The 24,167-nt window shown below is 51.3% G+C and carries 21 protein-coding genes, 1 tRNA gene and 3 rRNA genes; 8 read left to right on the top strand and 17 right to left on the bottom strand.

All coding sequences use genetic code 11. The features are described from left to right. Positions 1 to 7: 7 nt before the first annotated feature. The 4 genes from TREPR_RS00865 to TREPR_RS18310 are packed head-to-tail and all read left to right on the top strand — an operon-like array spanning position 8 to position 3,037. Positions 8 to 868 (top strand): ABC transporter permease, encoded by an 861-nt coding sequence (locus TREPR_RS00865; RefSeq protein WP_015706376.1) that lies wholly within the window; start codon positions 8 to 10, stop codon positions 866 to 868. Between the two features lie 24 nt (positions 869 to 892). Next, positions 893 to 1,780 carry a glycerophosphodiester phosphodiesterase gene (locus TREPR_RS00860; RefSeq protein ID WP_015706375.1) on the top strand — a complete coding sequence of 296 codons (888 nt, stop codon included), beginning with the start codon at positions 893 to 895 and terminating at the stop codon, positions 1,778 to 1,780. 8 nt (positions 1,781 to 1,788) lie between these two features. Then, positions 1,789 to 2,670, top strand: coding sequence for a DUF1848 domain-containing protein (locus tag TREPR_RS00855; RefSeq protein WP_015706374.1), 882 nt, complete (start codon positions 1,789 to 1,791; stop codon positions 2,668 to 2,670). A 55-nt stretch (positions 2,671 to 2,725) separates the two neighbouring features. After that, positions 2,726 to 3,037 carry a hypothetical protein gene (locus TREPR_RS18310; RefSeq protein ID WP_148257203.1) on the top strand — a complete coding sequence of 104 codons (312 nt, stop codon included), beginning with the start codon at positions 2,726 to 2,728 and terminating at the stop codon, positions 3,035 to 3,037. 169 nt (positions 3,038 to 3,206) lie between these two features. On the opposite strand, the gene rrf is transcribed toward TREPR_RS18310, so the two are convergent. The 10 genes from rrf to TREPR_RS19075 all read right to left on the bottom strand — a co-directional run bounded on the left by rrf (position 3,207) and on the right by TREPR_RS19075 (position 14,332). After that, positions 3,207 to 3,322 (bottom strand): 5S ribosomal RNA (gene rrf, locus TREPR_RS00850). A 131-nt stretch (positions 3,323 to 3,453) separates the two neighbouring features. Continuing rightward, a 23S ribosomal RNA gene (locus TREPR_RS00845) occupies positions 3,454 to 6,415 on the bottom strand. Between the two features lie 175 nt (positions 6,416 to 6,590). After that, positions 6,591 to 6,664: transfer RNA gene (locus tag TREPR_RS00840), tRNA-Ile, on the bottom strand. A 154-nt stretch (positions 6,665 to 6,818) separates the two neighbouring features. Next, positions 6,819 to 8,359 (bottom strand): 16S ribosomal RNA (locus tag TREPR_RS00835). Together the 16S, 23S and 5S rRNA genes with 1 tRNA gene alongside form the textbook arrangement of a ribosomal RNA operon. Positions 8,360 to 9,049: 690 nt before the next feature. After that, positions 9,050 to 9,184, bottom strand: coding sequence for a hypothetical protein (locus TREPR_RS19080; RefSeq protein ID WP_281054602.1), 135 nt, complete (start codon positions 9,182 to 9,184; stop codon positions 9,050 to 9,052). A gap of 161 nt (positions 9,185 to 9,345) precedes the next feature. Next, a complete protein-coding gene (locus TREPR_RS00820) occupies positions 9,346 to 9,948 on the bottom strand; it encodes an Rpn family recombination-promoting nuclease/putative transposase (RefSeq protein ID WP_015706372.1) in 603 nt (200 codons plus the stop codon). 206 nt (positions 9,949 to 10,154) lie between these two features. Next, entirely contained in the window at positions 10,155 to 10,991 is an 837-nt protein-coding gene (locus TREPR_RS00815) for an Rpn family recombination-promoting nuclease/putative transposase (protein WP_015706371.1), read from the bottom strand. Positions 10,992 to 11,060: 69 nt separating this feature from the next. After that, positions 11,061 to 11,492, bottom strand: a complete 432-nt coding sequence (locus tag TREPR_RS00810) for an IS66 family transposase zinc-finger binding domain-containing protein (RefSeq protein WP_281054604.1) — start codon at positions 11,490 to 11,492, stop codon at positions 11,061 to 11,063. A gap of 166 nt (positions 11,493 to 11,658) precedes the next feature. Beyond that, positions 11,659 to 14,208, bottom strand: coding sequence for a carboxypeptidase-like regulatory domain-containing protein (locus tag TREPR_RS00805; RefSeq protein WP_148257202.1), 2,550 nt, complete (start codon positions 14,206 to 14,208; stop codon positions 11,659 to 11,661). After that, positions 14,198 to 14,332: a hypothetical protein gene (locus tag TREPR_RS19075; RefSeq protein ID WP_015706368.1), complete on the bottom strand. Its 135-nt coding sequence runs from the start codon at positions 14,330 to 14,332 to the stop codon at positions 14,198 to 14,200. Before TREPR_RS19075 ends, TREPR_RS00805 begins: the two co-directional genes overlap by 11 nt. A 347-nt stretch (positions 14,333 to 14,679) precedes the next feature. On the opposite strand from TREPR_RS19075, the gene TREPR_RS19070 reads away from it, so the two are divergent. Both TREPR_RS19070 and TREPR_RS00800 read left to right on the top strand, forming a co-directional pair. Beyond that, the gene (locus tag TREPR_RS19070) at positions 14,680 to 14,814 is read left to right on the top strand and encodes a hypothetical protein (RefSeq protein WP_015706366.1); all 135 of its coding nucleotides are present in this window, start codon (positions 14,680 to 14,682) and stop codon (positions 14,812 to 14,814) included. Positions 14,815 to 14,816: 2 nt separating this feature from the next. Then, positions 14,817 to 15,008, top strand: coding sequence for a hypothetical protein (locus TREPR_RS00800; RefSeq protein WP_015706365.1), 192 nt, complete (start codon positions 14,817 to 14,819; stop codon positions 15,006 to 15,008). A 41-nt stretch (positions 15,009 to 15,049) separates the two neighbouring features. Here TREPR_RS00800 and pgsA read toward each other — a convergent pair whose 3' ends face one another. From pgsA to TREPR_RS18060, 3 genes are all read right to left on the bottom strand, one after another. Beyond that, positions 15,050 to 15,640, bottom strand: a complete 591-nt coding sequence (gene pgsA / locus TREPR_RS00795; protein WP_015706364.1) for a CDP-diacylglycerol--glycerol-3-phosphate 3-phosphatidyltransferase — start codon at positions 15,638 to 15,640, stop codon at positions 15,050 to 15,052. A 128-nt stretch (positions 15,641 to 15,768) separates the two neighbouring features. Further along, entirely contained in the window at positions 15,769 to 16,023 is a 255-nt protein-coding gene (locus TREPR_RS00790) for a hypothetical protein (protein ID WP_015706363.1), read from the bottom strand. Beyond that, positions 15,968 to 16,282, bottom strand: a complete 315-nt coding sequence (locus TREPR_RS18060) for a BrnT family toxin (protein ID WP_148257201.1) — start codon at positions 16,280 to 16,282, stop codon at positions 15,968 to 15,970. Before TREPR_RS18060 ends, TREPR_RS00790 begins: the two co-directional genes overlap by 56 nt. Positions 16,283 to 16,498: 216 nt before the next feature. On the opposite strand from TREPR_RS18060, the gene TREPR_RS00785 reads away from it, so the two are divergent. Continuing rightward, entirely contained in the window at positions 16,499 to 17,617 is a 1,119-nt protein-coding gene (locus TREPR_RS00785) for an ABC transporter ATP-binding protein (protein WP_015706362.1), read from the top strand. 328 nt (positions 17,618 to 17,945) lie between these two features. Then, positions 17,946 to 20,939 carry a chromosome segregation SMC family protein gene (locus tag TREPR_RS00780; protein ID WP_015706361.1) on the top strand — a complete coding sequence of 998 codons (2,994 nt, stop codon included), beginning with the start codon at positions 17,946 to 17,948 and terminating at the stop codon, positions 20,937 to 20,939. Positions 20,940 to 20,949: 10 nt separating this feature from the next. On the opposite strand, the gene TREPR_RS00775 is transcribed toward TREPR_RS00780, so the two are convergent. From TREPR_RS00775 to TREPR_RS00760, 4 genes are read right to left on the bottom strand one after another with little or no spacing between them, the layout of a single operon-like run. After that, positions 20,950 to 21,603, bottom strand: coding sequence for a hypothetical protein (locus TREPR_RS00775; RefSeq protein WP_015706360.1), 654 nt, complete (start codon positions 21,601 to 21,603; stop codon positions 20,950 to 20,952). 1 nt (position 21,604) lies between these two features. Continuing rightward, positions 21,605 to 22,321, bottom strand: a complete 717-nt coding sequence (locus TREPR_RS00770; protein ID WP_015706359.1) for a FecR family protein — start codon at positions 22,319 to 22,321, stop codon at positions 21,605 to 21,607. A 17-nt stretch (positions 22,322 to 22,338) separates the two neighbouring features. After that, a complete protein-coding gene (locus TREPR_RS00765) occupies positions 22,339 to 23,535 on the bottom strand; it encodes a hypothetical protein (protein WP_015706358.1) in 1,197 nt (398 codons plus the stop codon). Then, entirely contained in the window at positions 23,532 to 24,002 is a 471-nt protein-coding gene (locus TREPR_RS00760) for a hypothetical protein (protein WP_052299680.1), read from the bottom strand. The genes TREPR_RS00765 and TREPR_RS00760 overlap by 4 nt, the downstream gene beginning before the upstream one ends. Between the last annotated feature and the right edge of the window lie 165 nt (positions 24,003 to 24,167).

The following is a 24,167-nucleotide window of genomic DNA, read 5'->3' as shown; positions in this document are numbered from 1 at the left end:
TAGAACCATGAATAAAACCGCAATCCAGCGCAAGCCTATTGAATTGACCTACAAGCTCCTGCGCTATTTAATACCCTGCGCCATCGGTCTTATCTTCCTGGCCTGGATTGGTATACCTATGATCTATTGTTTTCTCTGGTCCATGGTAGATCCCGAATATCCATGGTCCTATCCTGCGGTACTGCCGGAAAAACTTTCTTTCTTTCATTGGCGGTATATTATAGAAAATACCAGAATATTGGATTCAGTCATTACCAGTTTCCTTATTGCCGGAAGTACAACCCTGCTCTCCTTTCTCATTGCCCTGCCGACAGCCTATACTCTGGGAAGGCGAAAACTCAAAGGAGCGGCGATATACAAAACCATTATGCTTCTCCCCCTGGTATTGCCCGGTATGGCCATGGCTATCTTTCTTGGGCGCATGATATTTATGCTCCATCTGTCGGGGACCTATATCGGGGTAATCCTGGCGCATACCCTGATGGGGGTTCCCTATATGATGCGCATTCTGGTGGTAAATTTTGAATCCGTACCCCAGGATTTGGTCGATGCTTCTTCCAATTTAGGAGCAGGCGCCGTTACCCGTTTTTTTGAGGTATATCTTCCCATGATCATGCCGGGGCTTATTGCAGGTGCGATTTTTACTTTTATTAACAGCATGGAAGAATTCAACCTTACCTTTATCATCGGCTTACCAATGGTAAAAACCATTCCCACAGTATTATTCTCATATCTGGGTGAATATTTTATACGTACCAGAGCATCGGTGGTGTCTCTTATTTTACTTATTCCAAATCTGACACTTCTTTTGATTACCGAGCGGTTTATCAAAACAGAATATATGAGTGCAGCCTTAGGAAAAATGTAACATCAAAACAATAGGAATAGTAACATGCAAAAATCTTACAACGGACCAATGAGAATCGCCCATAGAGGGGTAGTCCAAGCAGCGCCGGAAAATACGCTGGGCGCTTTTAACGCGGCCCTTCAAGCCGGATTTGAAGGGCTTGAAATTGATGTCCAGCTTTCCCGGGATGGAGAAGTAGTGGTAGTCCACGATGACAATCTTACCAAGCTGACCCTGGGGCATCCGAACAAATTCACCAATGCCCTTATTGCCGACCTTGACTGGGAAGAATTGTCCCGAATAGAAATACCCTATGCCAATCATCTTTTAGATGTTGATTTACCGGAAAAGCCAGAAGACGAATTTTTAGCCACCCTTCCTCAGCGGCTCATGGGACAGGAACACGGCAGAAGTTATGTGGAGGCCCTTAAACAGGAACCCCGGATGGCGTCATTGATGAGACTGGAGGAATTCCTGAGATGGCTGGAAGGAGCTCCGGGTATTCTGGCGGAGATCGAAATTAAAGCAGGCGGAGCAGTAAAAAAAATACTGGATCTATTGGATGCTACATCCGCAGCTGACCGCTGTATCATGTTTTCAGGTACGCCGGAATACATCCAGGAGATTCAGCAGGTAACAAAGCAGGAAGGCCAACCCAGAGGGGTAAAACTAGCAGCCAATGTCAGATGGCTCAATGAAGAGGCCAAAAAGAAGATAGCCGGTATGGATCTATACGAAGTGGGTTTAAATGCAAACCACATTCGGGAAGAAGATTTACTATGGCTGGATCAGCGGGGGATCAAGGTTTTCTCCAACCTCGGAGATTATCCGGACTGGTGGCGGGAACTCTGCCGCCTGAACATCTTAGGATTTAAAACCAATTATGCTGAAGCCTATACCCGCTGGTGGTCATTGGAGTCTCTTAAAGTATAAAATATCCCATGATTATCAGTGTTTCCCGCCGCTGCGACATCCCCCGCTTCCAGTTTGATTGGTTCATGGAAAGGCTGGACACAGGTTTTGTTGATGTGCCAAACCCATTTAACCGCAAGCAGCTGAGGCGGGTATCCTTGTCGCCCGGGGATGAAGCTGAAGATGCCCAAGTCCTGATTTTCTGGACCCGTGACCCCCGGCCCATTCTTGAACGCGGAACGGAACTTGAAGAGCGGGGGCACCGTTTCTGCGTAATGACCACCCTCACAACTTACCCCGCCCTGCTGGAGCCAAACCCGCCCCCAACGGAAGCAGTTATCGCCGCCATGAGGGAACTGTCAGACCGTTTCGGTCCCAAACGCATAATCTGGCGCTACGATCCGGTTCTTCTGAGTAATATTACTGACGCCGCCTTCCACCTCCGCAATTTCAAAGCCCTAGCGAACTCCCTGTCCGGGGCGGTCAGCCGGGTAATCATCAGTGTTTATGACGAGTACGCCGCTGCGAAACGGCGGCTTGCGGCGCTGGAGCAGGGCGGCGCTTTCAGGGTACTGCCCCACTATGCCGGCGAAGGCCCCGGCACAGAACTGCTCCCGAAACTGCGCGGGGAACTGCGTTGCATGTGGCGGACCCTCCTGGCCCGACTTGCAGAAACTGCCGCCGATGCTGGAATGACTATGCAATCCTGCGCGGAAGCTGAAGATATGACAAATTTGGGGATCATCCCCGGCGCCTGTATCGACGGGGAGCTTATCCGGAAACTGTGGGGCATCGAAGCTGCGGGCAAAGACAAAAACCAGCGCCCCCATTGCCGCTGCGCCCTCAGCGCAGACATAGGCAGCTACGGCCCCTGTCCCGCCGGATGTGTGTACTGTTACGCGCGCAGATAACAACACAAGCCCTATACAAATAAAAAAAGCCTGCCCGCATAAGGCACGCGAAATATTGAGCGTGTCCCCTAGTTTCAGACAGCACGGCGTAGGCTTCAAAAAAGGTAACGCGGACACAAAAATAAAAAAAGCCCGCCCGTATAAAGCACGCGAAACATTGAGCGTGTCCCCTGGTTTCAGGCAGCATGGCGTGGGCTTCAAAAAAGGCAGCGCGGAGACAAAAATAAAAAAAGCCCGCCCGTATAAAGCACGCGAAACATTGAGCGTGTCCCCTGGTTTCAGGCAGCATGGCGTGGGCTTCAAAAAAGGCAGCGCGGAGACAAAAATAAAAAAGCCCGGCAACGTCTGGGGCCTTGGCGCAGCCTAAAGGCTGCTTGCTTTTTCCCGGGACTGCCGCTTTTTTTGAGGCCCACGCCCGGGGGCCTTTATTGGGTACACACCCTGCGGGTGCTGCTACGGGGCGCCTACTTTCCCACGAAACATCATTCCAAAGCTGAGGGGTGGAAAAGTAGGCATGGGGTCTAAAATAAAAAAAAGCCTGGCAACGACCTACTTTCCCACCCCTCAGGGGGGCAGTATCATCGGCGTGAGAGGGCTTAACTTCCGTGTTCGAAATGGGAACGGGTGTAACACCTCCACTATAGTCACCAAGCAATTAATTACATCGCTATGCGGGAACAGGGTATGTGGACAAACACCCCTAGCGGGCTGTTTGTCTTGGAGTTTCCGGAACGGAAACTCCTTAAGGAAAACGCTGTAAGCGTTTTCCTCAGGAACAATAATATGGTCAAGCCTCACGGTAGATTAGTAGTGGTCGGCTGAACACGTTACCGTGCGTAGACCGCCACCCTATCAACCAGGTAGTCTTCCTGGTACCTTCAGGGGGGTTAAACCCCCAGGGAAAGTTAATCTTGAGGTGGGCTTCCCACTTAGATGCCTTCAGCGGTTATCCCTTCCGAACGTAGCTACTCTGCACGTGCCCTTGGCAGGACAACAGATACACCAGAGGTTCGTCCATTTCGGTCCTCTCGTACTAAAAACAGCTCCTCTCAACTTTCCAACGCCCATGGCAGATAGGGACCGAACTGTCTCGCGACGTTCTGAACCCAGCTCACGTACCGCTTTAATTGGCGAACAGCCAAACCCTTGGGACCTGCTTCAGCCCCAGGATGCGATGAGCCGACATCGAGGTGCCAAACCTTCCCGTCGATGTGAACTCTTGGGGAAGATCAGCCTGTTATCCCCGGAGTACCTTTTATCCGTTAAGTGACGGCGCTTCCACTCGCTACCGCCAGATCACTAAGACCTACTTTCGTACCTGCTCGACCTGTCAGTCTCGCAGTCAAGCCTCCTTGTGCCTTTACACTCATACCTTGATTTCCAACCAAGGCGAGGAGACCTTCGCGCACCTCCGTTACTCTTTGGGAGGCGACCGCCCCAGTCAAACTGCCCGCCTATCATTGTCCCTTCCCCAGATTCATGGGAAAGGTTAGAAACCTAATCCGACAAGGGTGGTATTTCACCGGTGACTCCACACAAGCTAACGCCCATGCTTCATAGTCTCCCACCTATCCTACACATGCCGCACCAAGTCCCCATGATAAGTTACAGTGAAGGTTCACGGGGTCTTTCCGTCTAACCACGGGTAACCGGCTTCTTTACCGGTACATAAATTTCACCGAGTCTCGCGTTGAGACAGCTCCCAGATCGTTACACCTTTCGTGCGGGTCGGAACTTACCCGACAAGGAATTTCGCTACCTTAGGACCGTTATAGTTACGGCCGCCGTTTACCGGGGCTTCAGTTCACAGCTTCGACTTGCGTCTAACCGCTCCCCTTAACCTTCCGGCACCGGGCAGGTGTCAGCCCCTATACGTCTCATTGCTGATTCGCAGAGGCCTGTGTTTTTGGTAAACAGTCGCCTGGGACTGCTTTGTGTCACCACCAACAACTTATTGCTAAACTGTCAATGGCCATACTTCTCCCGAAGTTACGTATGCATTTTGCCGAGTTCCTTAACGCGAGTTCTCTCGAGCGCCTTAGATTTCTCATCCCGCCTACCTGTGTCGGTTTACGGTACGGTCTTCCTCAGCCTAGCTTTAGGGATTATTTCTTGGCACCCTGATTACACCCGCTTCGCTCCCCCGTAGGTTCACTCGCTGTCATGGCTCATCTAAGATGGCGGATTTGCCTACCACCCTAATAACTTACCACTTCGACCGGGACAACCGTCGCCCGGCCGGGTTTCACCTCATGCGTCATCCCTTCAAAACTAAGGAAGGTACTGGAATCTGAACCAGTTTCCCATCGGCTACGACTTTCGTCCTCGTCTTAGGGGCCGACTTACCCTGGGCAGATGACCTTTACCCAGGAATCCTTAGGCTTTCGGCGGAGGGGGATCTCACCCCTCTTTTCGTATACTTATACCTGCATTCTCTCTTCCACCCCCTCCAGCACACTTCCCAGTACACCTTCATCGGTCCGTGGAATGCTCCCCTACCGTCCAATAATTGCTTACTGAACCCGTAGCTTCGGTATACCGCTTAGCCCCGGTACATTATCTGCGCATCATGACTCGACCAGTGAGCTATTACGCACTCTTTTAAGGAATGGCTGCTTCTAAGCCAACCTCCTGGCTGTCTTCGCCATCACACATCATTTTACACTTAGCGGTATTTAGGGACCTTAGCTAACGGTCTGGGCTGTTTCCCTCTCGACTACGAACCTTGTCGCCCGCAGTCTCACTCCCATCCGTTGAATACTGACATTCGGAGTTTGATTGGGTTTGGTAGGCGGTGAAGCCCCCTAGTCCATCCAGTGCTCTACCTTCAGTATTTTTGGATGAGGCTGTCCCTCAAGGCATTTCGGGGAGAGCCAGCTATTTCCAAGTTTGTTTAGTCTTTCGCTCCGAGTCACGGGTCATCCCTGCCTTTTTTAACAGACTAGGGTTCGGTCCTCCACTCAGTTTTACCTGACTTTCAACCTGCCCGTAACTAGATCACTTGGCTTCGGGTCTACGACATACAACTCACTCGCCCTATTCAGACTCGGTTTCCCTCCGGCTCCGGCGTTCCATCGCCTTAACCTCGCTATATATCGTAACTCGCAGGCTCATTCTACAAAAGGCACGCCATCACCCCATTGCTGAGGCTCTGACCTGTTGTGGGTTTACGGTTTCAGGTTCTCTTTCACTCCCCTCACCGGGGTTCTTTTCACCTTTCCCTCACGGTACTTCTGCTCTATCGGTAGTCACGTAGTATTTAGCCTTGGATCGTGGTCGACCCGGATTCCGGCAAGGTTTCTCGTGCCTCGCCGTACTCAGGTACCGTCTCACGGAGGCTTCAGTATGTCGCGTACGGGGATTTCACCCTCTCTGTCCGGCTTTCCCAAAACCGTTCCGCTATACTGAAACTTGTCAACTCCGCCGCGTTTGAACGCGTCGACGGCCCTACAACCCCCGTCTAATGACGGGTTTAGGCTCTTCCGATTTCGCTCGCCGCTACTTTCGGAATCTCATATTGATTTCTATTCCCAGGGTACTTAGATGGTTCAGTTCCCCTAGTATCGCTTCCGGCGCCTATTGATTCAGCGCTCGGATAACAGGATCGCTCCTGCTGGGTTACCCCATTCGGCAGTCCTGGGCTCAATGGATGTGTGCTCCTCCCCCAGGCTTTTCGCAGCTTACCACGGCCTTCTTCGCCTCGTGACTCCAAGGCATTCACCGTAAACCCTAATTTCGCTTGACCATATTATTGTTCCCGGGAACATATGCTTCCGCATATGTTCCTTTGAGTTTGGGCTCCGCCCAAACTCATTAATTAAAAATCCCTCAGGATTTTTAATCCATACCCCTTCCCTATGTTGAGACCCTAAGGCCTCTTTCAAAGAACAAAAAAATGAAAAGCGTCTGCTTTCCATTTATGGGCCAGAATAGAGTTGAACTATTGACCCCTGCCTTATCAGAGCAGTGCTCTAACCAACTGAGCTACTGGCCCAAAGAAAAAAAGGGAAAGGGAGGAGGAAGAACGAAGAGGGATTGTGGGCCATACGGCCCGATTTGGGACAAGCGGCGGTTAGGCCGTCTGCCCCGCCGGAGCGCTCGCACTCCGACTGTGCGGGATTCTCAGAACCCCGCGCCCTTTCAGTGTGAAAGGAGGTGATCCAGCCGCACTTTCCAGTACGGCTACCTTGTTACGACTTCACCCTCCTCACTAAACGTACCTTCGACAGCGCGCTCCTTGCGGTTACGCTACCGGCTTCGGGTACCTCCAACTCGGATGGTGTGACGGGCGGTGTGTACAAGGCCCGGGAACGTATTCACCGCGCCATGCTGATGCGCGATTACTAGCGATTCCAACTTCATGAAGTCGGGTTTCAGACTTCAATCCGAACTACGGGCGGCTTTTTGCGCTTCGCTTTGACCTCGCGGTTTCGCGTCGCTTTGTACCGCCCATTGTAGCACGTGTGTAGCCCTGGACATAAGGGCCATGATGACTTGACGTCATCCCCACCTTCCTCCGGTTTGTCACCGGCAGTTCCGCCAGAGTCCTCAGCGTTACCTGTTAGTAACTGGCAGTAGGGGTTGCGCTCGTTGCGGGACTTAACCCAACACCTCACGGCACGAGCTGACGACAGCCATGCAGCACCTGTGATAGCGCGTATTGCTACGCTGATACATCTCTGCATCATTCACTACCATGTCAAACCCAGGTAAGGTTCCTCGCGTATCATCGAATTAAACCACATGCTCCACCGCTTGTGCGGGCCCCCGTCAATTCCTTTGAGTTTCACCCTTGCGGGCATACTCCCCAGGCGGTGCACTTATCACGTTCGCTTCGGCACTGAGCCGCTTGGCCCAACACCTAGTGCACATCGTTTATAGTGCGGACTACCAGGGTATCTAATCCTGTTTGCTCCCCGCACTTTCGCGCCTCAGCGTCAGTCATTGGCTAGTAGTTCGCCTTCGCCACCGGTGTTCTTCCGCATATCTACAGATTTCACCCCTACACGCGGAATTCCAACTACCCCTCCATGACTCTAGTTATACAGTTCCCAACGCAGTCCACCGGTTAAGCCGATGGATTTCACGCCAGGCTTACATAACCGCCTACGCGCCCTTTACGCCCAATAATTCCGAACAACGCTTGCCCCTTACGTGTTACCGCGGCTGCTGGCACGTAATTAGCCGGGGCTTATTCGTCACCTAACGTCATCACGAGGGCATTCCCTCCCCCGCTTATTCTTCAGTGACAAAAGGATTTTACAACCTTTCGGCCTTCGTCATCCACGCGGCGTCGCTCCGTCAGACTTTCGTCCATTGCGGAATATTCTTAGCTGCTGCCTCCCGTAGGAGTCTGGGCCGTATCTCAGTCCCAGTGTGGCCGTTCACCCTCTCAGGCCGGCTACCCATCATCGCCTTGGTGGGCTCTTACCTCACCAACTAGCTAATGGGACGCGGGCCCATCTTGAGGCGGGGCCGAAGCCCCTTTCTTTGCAGAGTCATAACCCCGCAACCATATCCGGTATTACCCACTATTTCTAATGGCTATCCCCAACCTCTAGGTAGGTCACCCACGCGTTACTCACCAGTCCGCCGCTCTAGGGGGGATTGCTCCCCCTTGCCGCTCGACTTGCATGCTTAAGACGCGCCGCCAGCGTTCGTTCTGAGCCAGGATCAAACTCTCCATGATATATTTTCCAACGACCCGAAGGCCGCAAGAAATATCACTTTGAACCATAACACACGGGCTCCCGCATGCCATGGCTGACAACGCCCTTCCGGACATCGTCGGTCCCTCTCTAATACGCTCACTTCTGCACCGCGGTTCCCCACGATGCTTCTGCTGGCTGGGCAAGACTTCCGTCCTGCCCCGTTCTTCCCAACGGTAGACTTCCGCCTACCGTCTTCTCCCCTTCCCTATATTGCCAAAGAACATTGAAGTTTGCGCCGAAGCGAAACTTTCCCCTATCGCGCTGCTTCACAACGGTGACGCAGACACTACCACACCTACGAATTGACTGTCAAGCCACTTTTCATCTTTTTATGCTATTTTTCAAAAGACTTCAGGCAATTTACGATATCCATAGGCCTGTTTTACTAGGCGTTATGGTTAAAATACCCTTTTCAGATAAAAATGTCAATAGGCATTGCAAAAAATATTATGTTTATTTTATTCTCTGTCAGCCTGTATTCAAAAGTATCGGTAAAAAAATTGCCCGGATGAGTAAAAAATGGATAAAAATCGCGAAAACTCGGAGCCGGTACATCAGAACGGCCTTCCGGTTCCCATGAATCACAGGGGAAAGGCCGACCGTTTGGGCTTGGTTTGCCAGAGACCCTCTTCCCAGAGCTCGCCAGAACGGTGCCAGGCGCCATTTTGTTAGCTCTGCATTAATTTTGCCTTAATCTGTTCCGGAGTATACTGCTCCAAAAGGTCAAGAAAATATTTCCGCTCCTCTTCCCTATCCTGGCGGCGTTCTTCCAGTATTGAATTCACCAATCGGTCAAAAAGCATCTGATCCTCCTTGCCGGTAATGTGGCGGGTTATTTCCTGTATTTCGTCCTTCGGGACTTTCAGGCGGTCTAACAGGACCGTTACGACATTCTGTAATAGTTTATATAGGTTTTCCGGGATTTTCAATGCCCATTGCTCTATATACTCCCGGGGCAATTTGCTCAGGACCGAAACCCGTCATGGGTTTCGATCTTATCAATCAGCATGATGAAGGAGAGCATGTCGTTAAACCGGAGGATGTCCTCCCGGGTATAGCGGTTCAGGTCCACCAGCTCGTACTCGAACTTGGGGATGTACTTGCGGAACAGGCCATTTAGGGCGGTGCGGTTCAGAAAGTTCTTTTCCGCAGTCCATGGCGCTTTGCCGTCGTAGAAGATCACCGGGAGTACCGGGGGATAGCGGAAATCCCTGGTTGCGCTGATCCCCGGGGTTTCCCGGTTGGCGTCCTTTTCGTAGCTGTCCAGGACCAGGGTGATGTATTGGAGCAGCTTGAAGCTGGAGCGGTAATTAACCTGGGATTCGTGCTCTACTATGGCGATGACAAAAAGAGGCGCCTCCCCCTTGAGGTTGATCCGCTTCACCATGTCTGAGTCCTGGGCATTCTGGAAAAGCGGCAGGAACCGCTCGGTGAGGTCCTCGATGTCCTCAGGCTGGATATCTTTCAGCAGGTCGATGCTGATGAAGTCCCGCAGAAATTCGACGAATAGTTCGTGGTTGCCCAGGATGAGTTTGAAGGAATTGTCCTTGGCGTGATAAATGGCCATACAGTGCCCCCTGCACATAGTATGGGGTTGGGGGGATATTGCGCTTTAATGGCGAGGGCAAAGTAACCGTCAAATTGGTTCTTCCCAAGGTTAGTTGATTGCCGAGAAAAATTGAATAAAAAATGATGCAACTTTCTTGAAAAATGATTTTAAGCGATGTTTTCAACCACCTTACGGTTGCCGCTCTTTTCTCTAAAATTTGAAAGCTACAATTTCTCGACTTCTTCCAGTGAGAGGCTGGTAGCGGCGGCAATCTTATCCGGGGCAATCCCCATAGCCTTGAGGTTCCGGGCGGTTTGGAGCTGGTTTTGCCGGATACCCTCATCACGGCCCTCATCTTTGGCAAATTCCAGCATGTCGTACTTGTCCCGGCGCTGCTTTTCCTTGAAGTCCGCTATCATCCGGCGCCGGTCGCTCCAGCTGATCTTTGCATATTCGTTTACCGCAGGTTTTACTTCCGGGTGGGTTTTTGTCAGCATCGTAAGCTCCTCCTTGGTTTGGCATTTGAAAAACTTGAGCCACGGCCAGATAGGCTGGCCATCGTCGGCTTTCGGAACCTTGGGTAACTCAATTATAACCACTTTTAGCAAATCTGTAAACGGCCGCCCGGTCAGGGGGTTCCGCAAATCGTAGAAATTCAGGTAATGCTCTTCCTCCGGGCAGAGTATGTGGTCGACGATGACCACGCAGATCGTTTGGTTGATCTTTTCATAGTTAAAGCCGGATTTCATCTGCTCGATCAGCAGTTTTGCCAGGTAGTAAATGATGCGCTTGACCATGGATTTATAGCGGTTGACCTGCACCTCTACATTGATAACCTTGCCGGTGGCGGTTGTAAGCCGGATATCCAGGATGCCGAGCTTGTCCTTCCTCCAGATGCGTTTGAGGAAGGGGTCCACGATGGTGAGTTTACCGAACTCTTCCGGGGAGATGTCTACCAGGATCGCTTTAAGAAGTGCCTCTGTGTTCTCGATGTTTTTCTGGTCCCCGAAGATGCTTTTGACAACATAGTCGTTTAAGGGTGATAGAAAAGTGCTTTTCATATGTGCCTCCTGAAGATATCAGGGGGTATAGGTGGGATTTGCTTTAATGGCATTAGTCTCAGGTAACTCTTAACCCCACCCGTCGGCGGGGAGGGGAGGCGCTGGGGGGGCTAACATGTTGAGTCCGCCTCCGTCTGCCCGCAACGAGTTGCTCATGTCCTGCCGGGATAATTCCACCCCAATTCGCTTAAAACCCGCTTCCTGCCGGTAATACGGAACATAATCCGCATATTTCTTCACAAACACGTAGCTTAACAGCCCCGGCGTTGCAGCGAACCAGAGGTTCGAGCTCCCCGGAATCAGTGTTGCAGGAGTTTTCCCGCTCCGTACTGCCGCCCTGCTTTCATCCCCGGAACCTTCGCAGTTGCGGCAGGCATATTTTTTAATATGATATTGCACTACATATACTTGTTCAGGGATTATCACCAGCCGTTCAGTTGTGTCTTCACCGATACATCTCAAGTCATGCCCGCACGCACAGTGTTTGTCTTCTTCAGGAATATCTATAACTTCAACTACCCGGGGAATTACAGGGTTAAGCGGCTTGCGGCTCTTTGCTGAACGAGTGTGACTTTTTACAACTTGTCACCTCTTCCCAAATAAAACGCGCCCCCGTGATTGGGGGCGCGCTGTTAAAAACTTGTTTTGTTATGAGAGAGAATTACTCTTAGTAGGTAAAGTTCGTTGTATTACCCACGGACGTAGCCCTCAGAATCTGAACGTACCCATCGTCGCGCGGGAAGGCAATAATGACTATATCACCTTCAGCATTACCATGCGAGCCATCAGGCCCGGCGGCACCTATATCGTTAATAGTAGCAACTGGTTGTACCGTATTAATAACGGAACCGGTGGTTATACCTTTAACAACAGTAAAAGGACCAGAATCAGCAACCCTGAAGGTACCATCACCATAGGCGGTTGACCTGTACCAGGTTACCAGATCCTTTTCGAACGCTCCAAAAGTAGCAGCCAGAACGCCGTTAAGATTAACCGTCATAGTCTCGGTAGTTCCAGTAGAAGCGGTTATCGTACCGCTGCTAACGGTATACGCTCCGGCAAAAAAGTCTTCCGTCACATCGCCGATAGAAGGTACCAAACTCCCTATGGTCGTATCCAGGTTGAGAGTAACCGGAGCGATGGTTATACCATTAGCTGTAGCAGTATACGTTAGTTGATAGCCAGCTGCCCCTGCTGCCGCTGTATCGAAAACAAGCGGATGATCATAGGTAATAATCAAACGGCGGCCATCATCGGAGACTGTAGCGAGCGGCGCGGTCAGTTGGTTCTTATAGGTCAACTTGGCGGAACCCGAAGTAAGAGGAACGTCAAAGGTAAGGATAATTTGCTTATTAGCCCTCGGATCAATAAACCGATAGGTAGTATCAGGAGGAAGGGTAATTTGAGAGCCGCCGATGTACTGGGTAATATGCTGCAGAACAGGAGCATTGTTGGTTACAATCGTATCCACGGGTGTTGGATTGTCGATCCAATCATCATAAGGATCAAGATAAGATCTAACTGTGTACTCAAGGTTGCTGGCAACTGAAAACTCCCTGTCAATATAGACGTTCAAGTCATTACCGGAGATTGTATAGTCCACATTAGTTGAGCCAACCTGAACCGCAACCTGGGCAGGAGCAGTAGAAATAGCCTTGCTGAAATGGAGCTTGAGGCCTTTACCCTGATCAACCCGGTAGGCGAAGCGGGAACCGGGGGCGATTACGCTAGTAATTTCCGTAATGCTTTCCAGAGTGATCCGCTGGAACGTATATACCGGGTAAGAAATGGTCTGCTCCAGGGTACCGGGAGCAACGACAGCATTCCTAATATCAGTACCGTCAACCGCATGGCCTCTGGTTATGGTGAATGTAACGACCGGCTTACTTCCGTCTATGCTATAGGGCCAGATATAACCCAGCTTGGGGGTGATCTCTACCGTTTTAGTATCAGTCCACTTATAATCAAATACCGCTGCACCGGCGCCAGCAACTGATGTAGATGTACTATTGGGAGAATCATTGGGGGTAGTGGGGTCGACAATTGCCGCAATCTCAAAGTCGTTGGTAATGATGGCTTTATCAAAAGCCAGCTTAATGGCGCCTCTCTTTGCTATAGGTGCAGCAACCTCACCATTCTGGGTAACCGTAAGCCCAACACCGGTGGAACTTGCATAGAGGAAAATGTCCCCCAGGTCAATATCGGTGATTAAGCCATCGTAGGTGTCAAGGTAGTCCGAAAGCTCCACGGCGGTATTACCATGGACAAAAGTCCAGGGTGTGTCGGGAGAAGTCGGGCCACCGAAAAGATAGGTTTCAGCGTCAGCTCCTGTTCCCTTTTTCTGGGAAATGTACGAAACAGTGATGCTAGTGTAATCGAAACCCGCCGATACGGGTACATCTTTAAAGATAAACTTTCCGGTAGATTCCTTGGTTTCTTCGTCTACTATAATTTGGGCCTGGACAGTGTTAGTAACAGTACCAGCACCACCAATAGGATCTAAAGCATCCGCATCAACGTACGTAAGAGTTATTACGGCGTCCTTCCTGATGGGCGCGGAGTTATTCGGCACTAGCGCTTCTGCCAGGGTATAGGCAGCGTTGGCCTGAGTTCTAAACACAACCTTGAGATTGCCGGTGATATTGATTTTCTCATCGGGTATCAGGGCAGTATACGTTTGGCCAATGCCGAAGGTGTAGCCGGCATTAAGGGTCTTTACATAGGAGCCGAATGCTTCGTCCCAGGCAATCTGGGTTCCATCGGCATAGACGATACCGTCGCCGGTTGGCGTATAGGTCCAAGAATCACCGGCACCGCCTTTAGGGGTGGGTAATCCAAGGGATTCAAGAACGCCAAAAAATTCATTTAAATTATCAAGTATCCCCTGGGGATCCGCAGCGGTGTATTCTTTCGGGTTGATATTCGCTATCTGGACAGGCTGCGTAGTCCGATACCCTTTCGCCGTGACATGCAACCAATACTGGGTACTACCAGCGGTGCCGGCTTCATTCGGAACAACTGACGAGAATTCATATTCGCCATTATCACCGGTTATTTTGGAGCTGCCGCCAAGGGTTACCAGAGCGCCTTTAATGGGTTTAAAGGTTCCGGCTTCAACTACAACGCCGGAAATATTAGCCCGGACAGTGGCTTTACCCTGCAGGCCAGCTTCGGCATTCAGGTCTATTTCCTGGTAAGGATCTTCCTCAGGAACCACCGTAACCGGGGGGGGAGGGCAGGAAATCATCGGTAACTGTGCTTTCGCAACTCAGTATTAGAACAGAGGCAAAAAGCGCCACGGTGAGAAAGATCCCTGCCGTGGTCATCCATTTCTTCTTCATACTAGAACTCCTTATAATTGAAAGAAAAAAAATTTACACAGGTCAACGCCTGTAGATTCCAAAAATGTACAAACAGACTCCCTCAAAACGTCCATTCATATAATAGAAGATAAGATACCTTTTCCAGGATATCAAATCCATTTTGACTTAGAGTACCATGCTTTACCAACTATGTCAACACTGTTTTATGAACTGTCAAGGAGGAATTTACAAAAAAAAGAATAAATTTTAAGCCTTTGGGCAGCCCTAAAAGGTGACTGTCACCTTTTAGGAATGAGTTTCCAAATACCGCCAAAAGTACTTGAAAATTCCCCGAAATTCCCCTAATTTTAACCCTAGAGGCATTAATGGACGAGAACCGCGAGTACAAAGCAAGCGTATTTTCCCTTCTTTTTGGCAATCCCGCGGCCTTACGTGACCTCTACAACGCCCTGGAAGGGGTCTCCCTTGATCCCAGCGTACCCATAGCCATCGGAGAATAAACATGTTATTTACTGAATGGAAAGATGAGGAAGCCCTTGAATACCGGTACGAAGAAGGCCGCAGGGAAGGCCGCCAGGAAGGTCGTAACGAGGGCCAAAACATGGTCCTTGAACTTGTGAAGCAAGGATATACGGCAGAGCAGATTAAAATGAAACTATCCCGCACAAGCGGTACACAAACTACAGGTAAGTAAATGCTGTTTACTGAATGGACAGCTCTAAAAACTTATACCGTTTAGGACTTTGGCGCAGCCCGGTATACCCTGAGATAGTCAGCAAAGGAAACCAGGGAAATCACCACCGAAAGGACAAAAAAAGCCAGCGCCACCCGGCAAAAAAGGTCAAAAAAACGGGGTTCCAGGCCCAAACGACCCGCACTGGAAGCAAGCAGAGACGCTATGCCGGTAAACATGTACCCAAAAGCCTTAATTTTGCCCCCCTTCCTGGCCCCCATGGCAATGCCCTTCTTCAGCATCAGGTTCCGTAAAAAGAGAATCCCAAATTCACGGTACAAAATGACGACAAAAAGGGCCGCCGGCAGTATCCCGTCCGCCACAAAACACAGAAAAAAGGTGATCCAGGCCAGAGTGTCCGCAAAGGGATCGAAAAGCTTGCCAAAATCGCTGACCTCTTTCCGGCTCCGGGCGACCTTCCCGTCTATTAAATCGGTTATTTCGGTCACAAAAAACAGAATCCACAGGGCCGGAACTGTCCAGGGGGCAGGGGCGGGGAACCAAAAGGGGGCTATGTTGTGCAAGTGGTATACCAGGAAAAAAAGCGGGGAAAATACCAATCGTGACGCGGTTACTTTGTCAGCCAAATACATGAATTAAAGTATGGGCAGGGGGCGAAGGATTGTCAATTGCCTGGGTCAAGGAGGGAGGGATAACGCGGACTAATTTATAGTATCGTCTTTGTCCGTAAGCTCCCCAGGGCTAATATCCTATCGGGGTATTAAGTAACCGCCTCCGGAGTCCAGGCTGCCGCTGTGACCCCCGCAGCCCGCATCGCCGCCGCCCGTTCCTCCATACTGGAAAAATTAACCGGCTTAAACTCCGCAAGTTGTTCAGGGGTCAGGAGGGGACAATCCGGGTCATATACATAGGGCCGCTTTGCCGCTGCCTCTATTTCTGCCTTTGCTGCTGCTTTCTGCTCAGGAGTTAACTCTTTCCCACCCTCGTAGATCACTACGTCCTCGTCCTTGTTCATGGTATATCCTCCGTTCAAAAGGCTCCGCTAAACGGGCCGATATTATCCACGTATATTCTTCCCGTTCCGTATAGGCAACAAAAAGAACGTCATTATAAAATCCCATGGTCTGCCACCGATCTTCATCGTCGCTACTGTCATCGTCATGGCGTTCCATCCTGAACGGGTCCTTGAATATATTCGTTGCCGTTTCAAAATGAATTCCGTGGCTTTGAAAGTTTAACGCTTCCTTTGCGGGGTCCCATTTAAACTTAATCATAATAAAAAACCTTCCCTTTGTAAAATACCCGCCCCCCCGCACAGAAGGGGTTAGGAAAATAAGGAAGGATTTTGCTTTAATGGGCGGCGAAGGCTTTTTGAAATTTGTGCCTACTGTCCCGAGCTTAGGACTGAATTGACAAGTTCCCCCGGAGAGGCCTACACTTACACCATAAACTAACCCAGCTCTGTAAGGGGCTAAATAAGGGAGGCCGTAATGGCAAAGGTAGAACTGAAAAATATCGGGAAGGTGTATGAGGGGAATGTCCGCGCTGTGGACGATGCCAACATCACCGTGGAGGACAAGGAATTTGTCGTCTTTGTAGGGCCCTCGGGGTGTGGAAAATCCACTACCCTCCGGATGATCGCCGGCTTGGAGGATATTACCGAAGGGGAGCTGTTAATCGACGGGGAGCCGATGAACGATGTCCCCCCAAAGGACCGGAATATCGCCATGGTATTCCAGAATTATGCCCTGTATCCCCACATGTCGGTGTATGAAAACATGGCTTTCGGGCTCAGGATACGGAAGGTTGAAAAATCCGAAATTGATCGCCGGGTCCATGAGGCGGCGAAGATCCTGGATATCGAAAAGTTCCTGGAACGCAAGCCCAAGGCCCTTTCCGGGGGCCAGCGCCAACGGGTTGCCGTGGGACGGGCCATAGTCCGTAATCCCAAGGTGTTCCTCTTTGACGAGCCCCTTTCCAACCTGGACGCGAAACTCCGGGTCCAGATGCGGGTAGAGTTGTCAGACCTTCACCACCGGCTGGACGCTACCATGATCTACGTTACCCATGACCAGGTGGAAGCCATGACCATGGCCAGCAAGATCGTGGTAATGAAGGACGGGAAGGTTCAGCAAATCGGATCCCCCCTGTACCTCTACAACCACCCGGTTAACAAATTCGTGGCCGGATTCATCGGATCCCCCCCTATGAACTTCCTCACCGTAAAGGTTGTCGAAAAAGGCGGCGACCTCGTTCTGGAAGAGGGTTCCTTCGATATAAAACCCGCGCCGGAGCATGTGACCTACCTCAAACCATACGTGGGCAAGGAAATTTACTTTGGTATACGCCCGGAAAACCTGGATTTTGTGGAAACCCCGGCAGCAGAAAACAACATGAAGGTAAAAATTACCGTAGTTGAACCCCTGGGCGCAGATATCCACCTCTGGCTTACCACCGAAACCCAACCCCTGGTAGCCCGGACCGAGCCTCACTACACCTTTAAGGTAGGGGATACGGCCAACCTGGTCCCTCACCTGGACAAAGCTCGATACTTTGACAAGGAAACAGAGCTTTCTATACTGAAAGAGCTGGACGAACGGGCTAGGTAGAAAAGACACTGGAGTACTGACCGGGGCGGGAGGGGCAATTCGTCCCTCCCGTCTCTGGAGCTTAAGCTACCCCTACAGCTGGTACGGCAATAATTTTATGCTAGCTACATGGCGATAGAGGCAGGGTGGGCCGGGGAATTCCCTCCCGACCCGTCTCTGGAATTCCCCGCCGTAGCAGACTCGCGAAGCGAGGCTGACGGAGGCGGACTCTACAGGTTAGGGTCGGGGGGGAATTCCCCGGCCCGCCCGGTCAGTACCCCATACAAGCCATCATGACAAAGCATTGCCGTTTCCAGCCCACCGTGCTATAAAGAAAGCGGAGTTTGCATTGTTCCTTAAAAATTTAGACATTTTTGGTTTCAAATCTTTTGCCGACCGAACTCGGGTCGATTTTGCTGACGGCATTACTGCCCTGCTGGGGCCCAATGGCTGTGGTAAGTCCAATGTGGTGGACGCTATCAAGTGGGTGCTGGGGGAACAGGCTTCCCGGGCTATGCGGGCCGAAAAGATGGAAGACGTCATCTTTAACGGTACCGAAAACCGCAAGGCCCTGAATGTAGCGGAAGTGGCCCTGACCATCGAAAATGAATCCGGGCGGCTTCCTATGGATGTGGCGGAAATCCAGATAAAGCGTCGGCTCTACCGGTCCGGGGAAAGCGAGTACTTCATCAACTCGACGCCGGTCAAATTAAAGGAAATTCGGGAGCTGTTCTGGGATACCGGGGTGGGCAAGGCGGCCTATTCGGTGATGGAACAGGGCAAAATCGACCAGGTACTGTCCTCCAAGCCCGATGAACGGCGCTATCTCTTTGAAGAAGCTGCGGGTATTACCCGTTTTAAGGTGAAAAGCGCCGAGGCAGAGCGGAAACTCGCTAAAACCGAAGAAAATATGCGCCAGGTTGAGGGTATTCTGGGGGAAGTGAAGCGTTCCTACGATAGCCTCAAGGTCCAGGCGGACAAAACCCTGAAATACCGTTCCCTGCGGGAGGAAATTTTCCAGTTTGAGTTGGATATTCAGCTCCTGCGGCTGAAACAGTTCAAGTACGAGCGGGATGAACGGAACGAAAACCTCAAAAGGCGAACTGAAGAACGGGATACCATCCGCTCGGATATTGATGCGGTCAGTAAATCCCTGGAAGAAAACATGGATGTGGTTAATTCTATGGAAGAAACCCTCATCCAGTACCAGAAGGATATTTACGGCCTGGCTGTAGAAAAAAATGCCCGGGAAAAAGAAGCCCGGCTTTTCGCGGAACAACGGGCTGATACCAAAGCGGCGATCCAGCAGAACGAAAGCCGGGAACGGGCCATTGGTATAAAGATCGAAGAACTGACCGAGGATGCGGAAGAACAGGACGGGGTAGTCCGGGATCTGCAAAAAAAAGTCCACGATATAGAAGCAAACATCACCGGCTTTGAGGAGAGCGTCCAAGCCGCCGCTTCCCGAATCGGAGAAAACGATTCGGGTGTGCGCCAGAGTGAGGAGGAGATCCGCAATTTAGAGAAAGAGCGGGGGGATCACGAAAAGGCCCTGGAGGCCATCACCGACGATATCGTGGCCGCCCTGGATGCGGGGCTCAGGGAAGCAGGGTATTCGGCGGCGGAACGGCGCAGCACCGAGGCGTCCTTGGAGGAAACCCTGGGGTTCCTGCGGACCCTGCTTGCGGGCCGGGAAACCCTGCTCCGGGATCTGGCAGCTGCGGCAGAACGGTCTGCGGCGGGAGACCAGCTCCCCTCTTCGGCGGAATTGAAGCGCATCGCTGAAGGGCTCGCAGCAGCCCTGGGGGATGCGGCGGCTTATGGGGACAAGGTCCTGGCCCTTTTTGAAAGCTACCGGAAAAGTACCCCCAGCTTCATCGACGAATTCCTCGCCCCGGAAGGGATCATCACCAAAAAGCGGTCCCTGGACACCAATATCCGGGCCGCCAACGAAGGTATCACCGGGCGGCGCAGCCGTATTGCCGGCCTCAGGCAGGATAATGAAAACCTAAACATCAAGATCGATGAGTACCGGGCCACCCTGGAAGAGCTTCGTATAGGCCGCGCGCGGATGACCGCCCAGGCACAGGCGGCGGAGGAACAGTCCAAACTTATACGCCGGGAACTGGCCGGCCAGGAAGGGCTCCTCAAGACCGTGCAGGACGAACTTTTCCTGGGCCGCAAACGGTTTGATGAAATCAATGAACGTATAGCCGACACTGAATCGGAGCTTGCGGAAATTGAGCAAAAGGGACTTCGTTTGACCGCAGACCTGGAAAAGCTGGAAAAGGATATTAGCAAAAAGAACGGGGATGTGGCGGGGAAACAGGAGACCATCAAGAAACGGACTGCGGACCTTGCCAAGGTTCAGGCGACCCTGGAGCGTATACACCTGGAACTGGTCCAGTCAGAAACAGAAATTAAAAACATCCAGGATAATTTCCGGGAAACCCATTCCCGGGACCTGATGGAATTTGAAGAGCGTATTTTTACTATCACTACCCCCGCAGCAGAACTGCGGGACAGCCTGAGCCAGGCCCGGAACAAACTCAAGGACCTGGGATCGGTAAACCTCATGGCCCCGGAAGAATTTGCGGAAACCAAGGAACGCTACGAATTCCTCTCCAGCCAGATGGCGGACCTCACCAAGGCCCGGGACGATCTGGAAGCCATCACCAAGGAAATCAAACAGGAATCCTCGGATCTGTTCATAGCAACCTACAACAAGATCAAGAAAAACTTTCACAATATGTTCCGCCGGCTCTTCGGGGGCGGTAAGGCGGAACTCCGGCTGGTGGACCCCAACCATGTTCTGGAATCGGGGATTGAAATCTACGCCCAGCCCCCGGGGAAAAAACTGGAAAACATCACCCTCCTTTCGGGGGGTGAAAAATCCATGACCGCCGTGGCCCTTCTCTTTGCCACCTATATGGTAAAACCCTCGCCCTTTTGTCTATTGGACGAAATCGACGCCGCCCTGGACGAGCAAAACGTTATCCGCTTCGTCCAACTGCTGCGGGAATTCGGCAGCACCAGTCAGTTCATCGTCATCACCCATAACAAAAAAACGGTAACCGGCGCAGAAACACTCTTAGGGGTGACCATGGAAGAGTCGGGAATTACCAAGGTTATTTCAGTAAAACTGAAAAACGAAGAGCTTGCGGTGACCCCCGAACCCGACAAAGACACGCCCCTGTTCGAGGAAGAAGACGTGGAACCGGAAGAAGGCCGGGAACTGCCCATAGGTATCAACGATCCTGCCCTGGTCAGCGAAGCGGAACTGCGGCCCATACGGGCAGGCGCCGCACGGTCGGTTCCGGCAGCGGACAACGAGAGTCACTGACCGCTAAAGATTAAGTGCCAATAATTGTCAGGGTAATTTCAGCATCATCGGAATCCCAGCTTACCGTCAGAAGTTTACCTGGACAATCATACGTCCTCACCCCCAAAAAATCAATGCCTGGGCCAGTAACTCCCGGGATCGCTCTAATATCCGCGCAGAAAGCATCGTAGTCCGTTGCGTCCGCATCACCCAATGTTATGACCATGCCAACAAGCCATAGGTCAGTAAAAGACTTAAGGGTTGTTGAAGCAGGCTGAGCCAAACCGGAAAGTCCGTTATCAGCCAGTTTATCAGATGGCCAGGGCTCATTATTCAAGGTAATATGAATGCTGACGGAACTGGTTTTTCCCGGACTAATGGTTGCCATTGCGGAACCGACGCCCATCACATCCCTCCCGTCCAGCACCGTAACGGTAACCCGCCAATCGCCGCTTGCCAATGGGATGGTGATGGCTCCCCCGGATGTTTCCGTAGATTCAGTAGAGGAACCAGTACACACTATTTTGTATCGAAACCTTTCGTCCCCGGCTGCCCGTGAGTTTCCGCTTCCGCCGCCCAGATTAAGCCGGAGGGCGCCGTAGTTATCATTCGCCGGAGAAAAACAGGAGCCCAGGAAAAACGCTATAAAAAAGAAGACCAAGAATCCCGCCGAATTTCGTCTCATATCAGTCTCCTCCCTGGGTCAATTCTACGTTAATGGTTAATGACCCCGGCTGATTCCCTGCTACGCCTGCCACACCCGAAGCACGGGGCTTAACCGGAGTATCCCGCCCTGTAGGCGCAGGGGGGTTGAGGCTTGCGGCCCTTACCATTACGGGGCTTATCACCATTCCGGTGCGGGTATCTACAAAACTGGATTCCCCCGCCAATACCGGTATCGCCTTCGCCCTGCCACTCCCTGATGTAGGGCTAAACAGTACCGTCCCCTCGGAGACCCGGATATTCCGGACATCCAATTCAAAGGCTGTACCCCGCACCGATGCTGTGACAGAAGGGCTGCGAACAGAAAAATCAACATTACCCCCGGCCGGCGGCGCAACATCCGCCCGCACCCTCCCGGTGTGGAGATTCAGGGCTGCCTGTTCTGTGCCGTCTACTGTGGTCAGTTCCGCCAGGGAAAGCCGGGTCAGAGGCTTCACGGTGATGGTCGAATTTCCCAGGGCAAGAATGGCGGTGCTCTTAAAGCCTGTGGAAATTAATGAATCCTTAGTAAGCGTATCACCTGTTCTGGCAGGCGTCCAGGAAGAGGCGCCGGATTTTTTTAGTTCCACGGTGCCGGAAATATCCTGGATTCGTGCAATGGGATCCGCCGCCAGAAAATGGGTAAAGGGGGGGAAAATCCCCCACAAAGCAATCATTATCACATACAAAAACCGTTTCATAAGCATCTCCTAAGCGACTATAAAGACAGGATAAGACCCATCGAAATATTCCATTTAACCGGCGTTTTACTGGCAAAGGCCTTGCCGGGAAAGAACACCCCTCCGCCCAGAGTACACGAAATATCATCCAGGGGCGCCCAGATAAAAGAATTGTAAAATTCCGCACCCAGCCCAGGGGAATCCGAATCAATTATTCCCCCATAGCCGGTATTGCTTGTATCGGTCCGCAGAAAATACCGGGCCTCAAAATCAAGAGACAGGGTTTCAAGAAGCCTCGCTTCGTAAATGCCGGAAATCACTGTGATGGAAGAAAATTTTGGGGCAAACACCATCCCCATAGAATTCCCATTAATTGGATTAAAAGCAGTAACAGTATCATTCGCTTTTCCTGATGAAACGCGGATGCCCAAGGAAAAGCGATCTTTCAAGGAACCGGGGATATCCATTTTGACATCCGCGTATCCTGCGAAGGCTGCCTGAAAATTCTTAGCTTTACTTTCCATCCCTTCAACTATCAGCCCTAAATCAACTTGAAAATACCGGATGGGAAAAAGGGCATACCCCACTTCTATATACTGTGAATGAAGGGGGTTATCATGGGCAGACACATCGAATTGAAAAATAGTTTCCAGGGACAGATTATTAAGGGCGCCCAAAATACCGGGAATATCATAGCGCAGAGTGGCAAGCAAACGGCGGGGCGCAAAATAGCTTCCCATATCATCGGCATCCCAGGGCGCATAGTAATCAAAACTATCTTCACCGGTCATGGTTATTTCAGCAGTTTCTTTATAGAGGAGCCCGGTATAATAGGCGCCCAGGAACAAACGCCCCAGACGCCAGTCAAGGTTTCCGTTGACCCCGTCGAAAAGCCCGGAAGCGACAAGCCCGGAACTATCGCCATAAGCTATGCGGCCCGCCTTAAGCGCCGTTCCCGGCGCCAGCATATAGTCCGCCTCAAAACGTCCAATCTCGAAAAGAGGCAATGGCCGATGCCAGTCATCTCCTTCATACTTTATGGTGAGGTTTCCTGAAAAGTAAAGCTGCAATTTTTCGTTTGTCCCCCAGGAGAACCAGGGCACAAAACCTGCTGAATAGGAATTGACATCATCACTAAATTTGCCGCCCTGATCCAGGACCAGCCCAAAATCATAGCTAAAGGCGGAAGCGGAAAAGATGGCTGCAAAAAGGGCAAAGAAAACAAGCCGCTTCATAAACTGCCCTCAGTATAGGCTAATACCCGGCTCATGATAAACAAAACCTGCTCCCCCGATACCGGCAAGGAAGGATCGGCAAACCCCTGAATGAGGTCGCGGTGCACCATAGCCCGGTATGCGTAACGGCCCCTGGGAAGGTAGGTATACATCAGCCCCCCCTTTATGTCGAAGGATTTCATGATGAGCAGGGACAGGCCGTCCAGTTTGATTTCCGTCCCGGCTTCCGCTTTCAGGGGCAGCCATTTATGGGATAACGCATAATCAAAGGCTTCAGTGGCAGAGGCATTTGCGCCCACCAGCTCAGCCGCAGCCAAAACAACCCAGGCCGCTTCAGCGTTGCTTATATGTTCTTTTTCAAGGATAGCATCCAAGGCTTTCGCAGTTTGACCGTGGAGGAATGCCGGAAAAAACAGGGCGGTAAATAAACATAAAACCGGCATAAAAAAGCGGCGCATCTTCTTCATTTTCCTCCAAGAATGACTTCCAGGTTCTTAGTCTAAAGAACCCCTTTGCATAGAAGAATCTTCATAATTTTATTGGTTATTTTCAATTAGGTCAATCTAAAACATATTAACCTATGGCATAAAAAATTTATGTCATACAACTACTTTTTTTCCGTGTTTTATGGT

The sequence above is a fragment of the Treponema primitia ZAS-2 genome (assembly GCF_000214375.1).
GTDB classification, from domain to species: Bacteria; Spirochaetota; Spirochaetia; order Treponematales; family Breznakiellaceae; genus Termitinema; species Termitinema primitia.
This window is presented reverse-complemented; position numbering and strand designations above follow the sequence as displayed.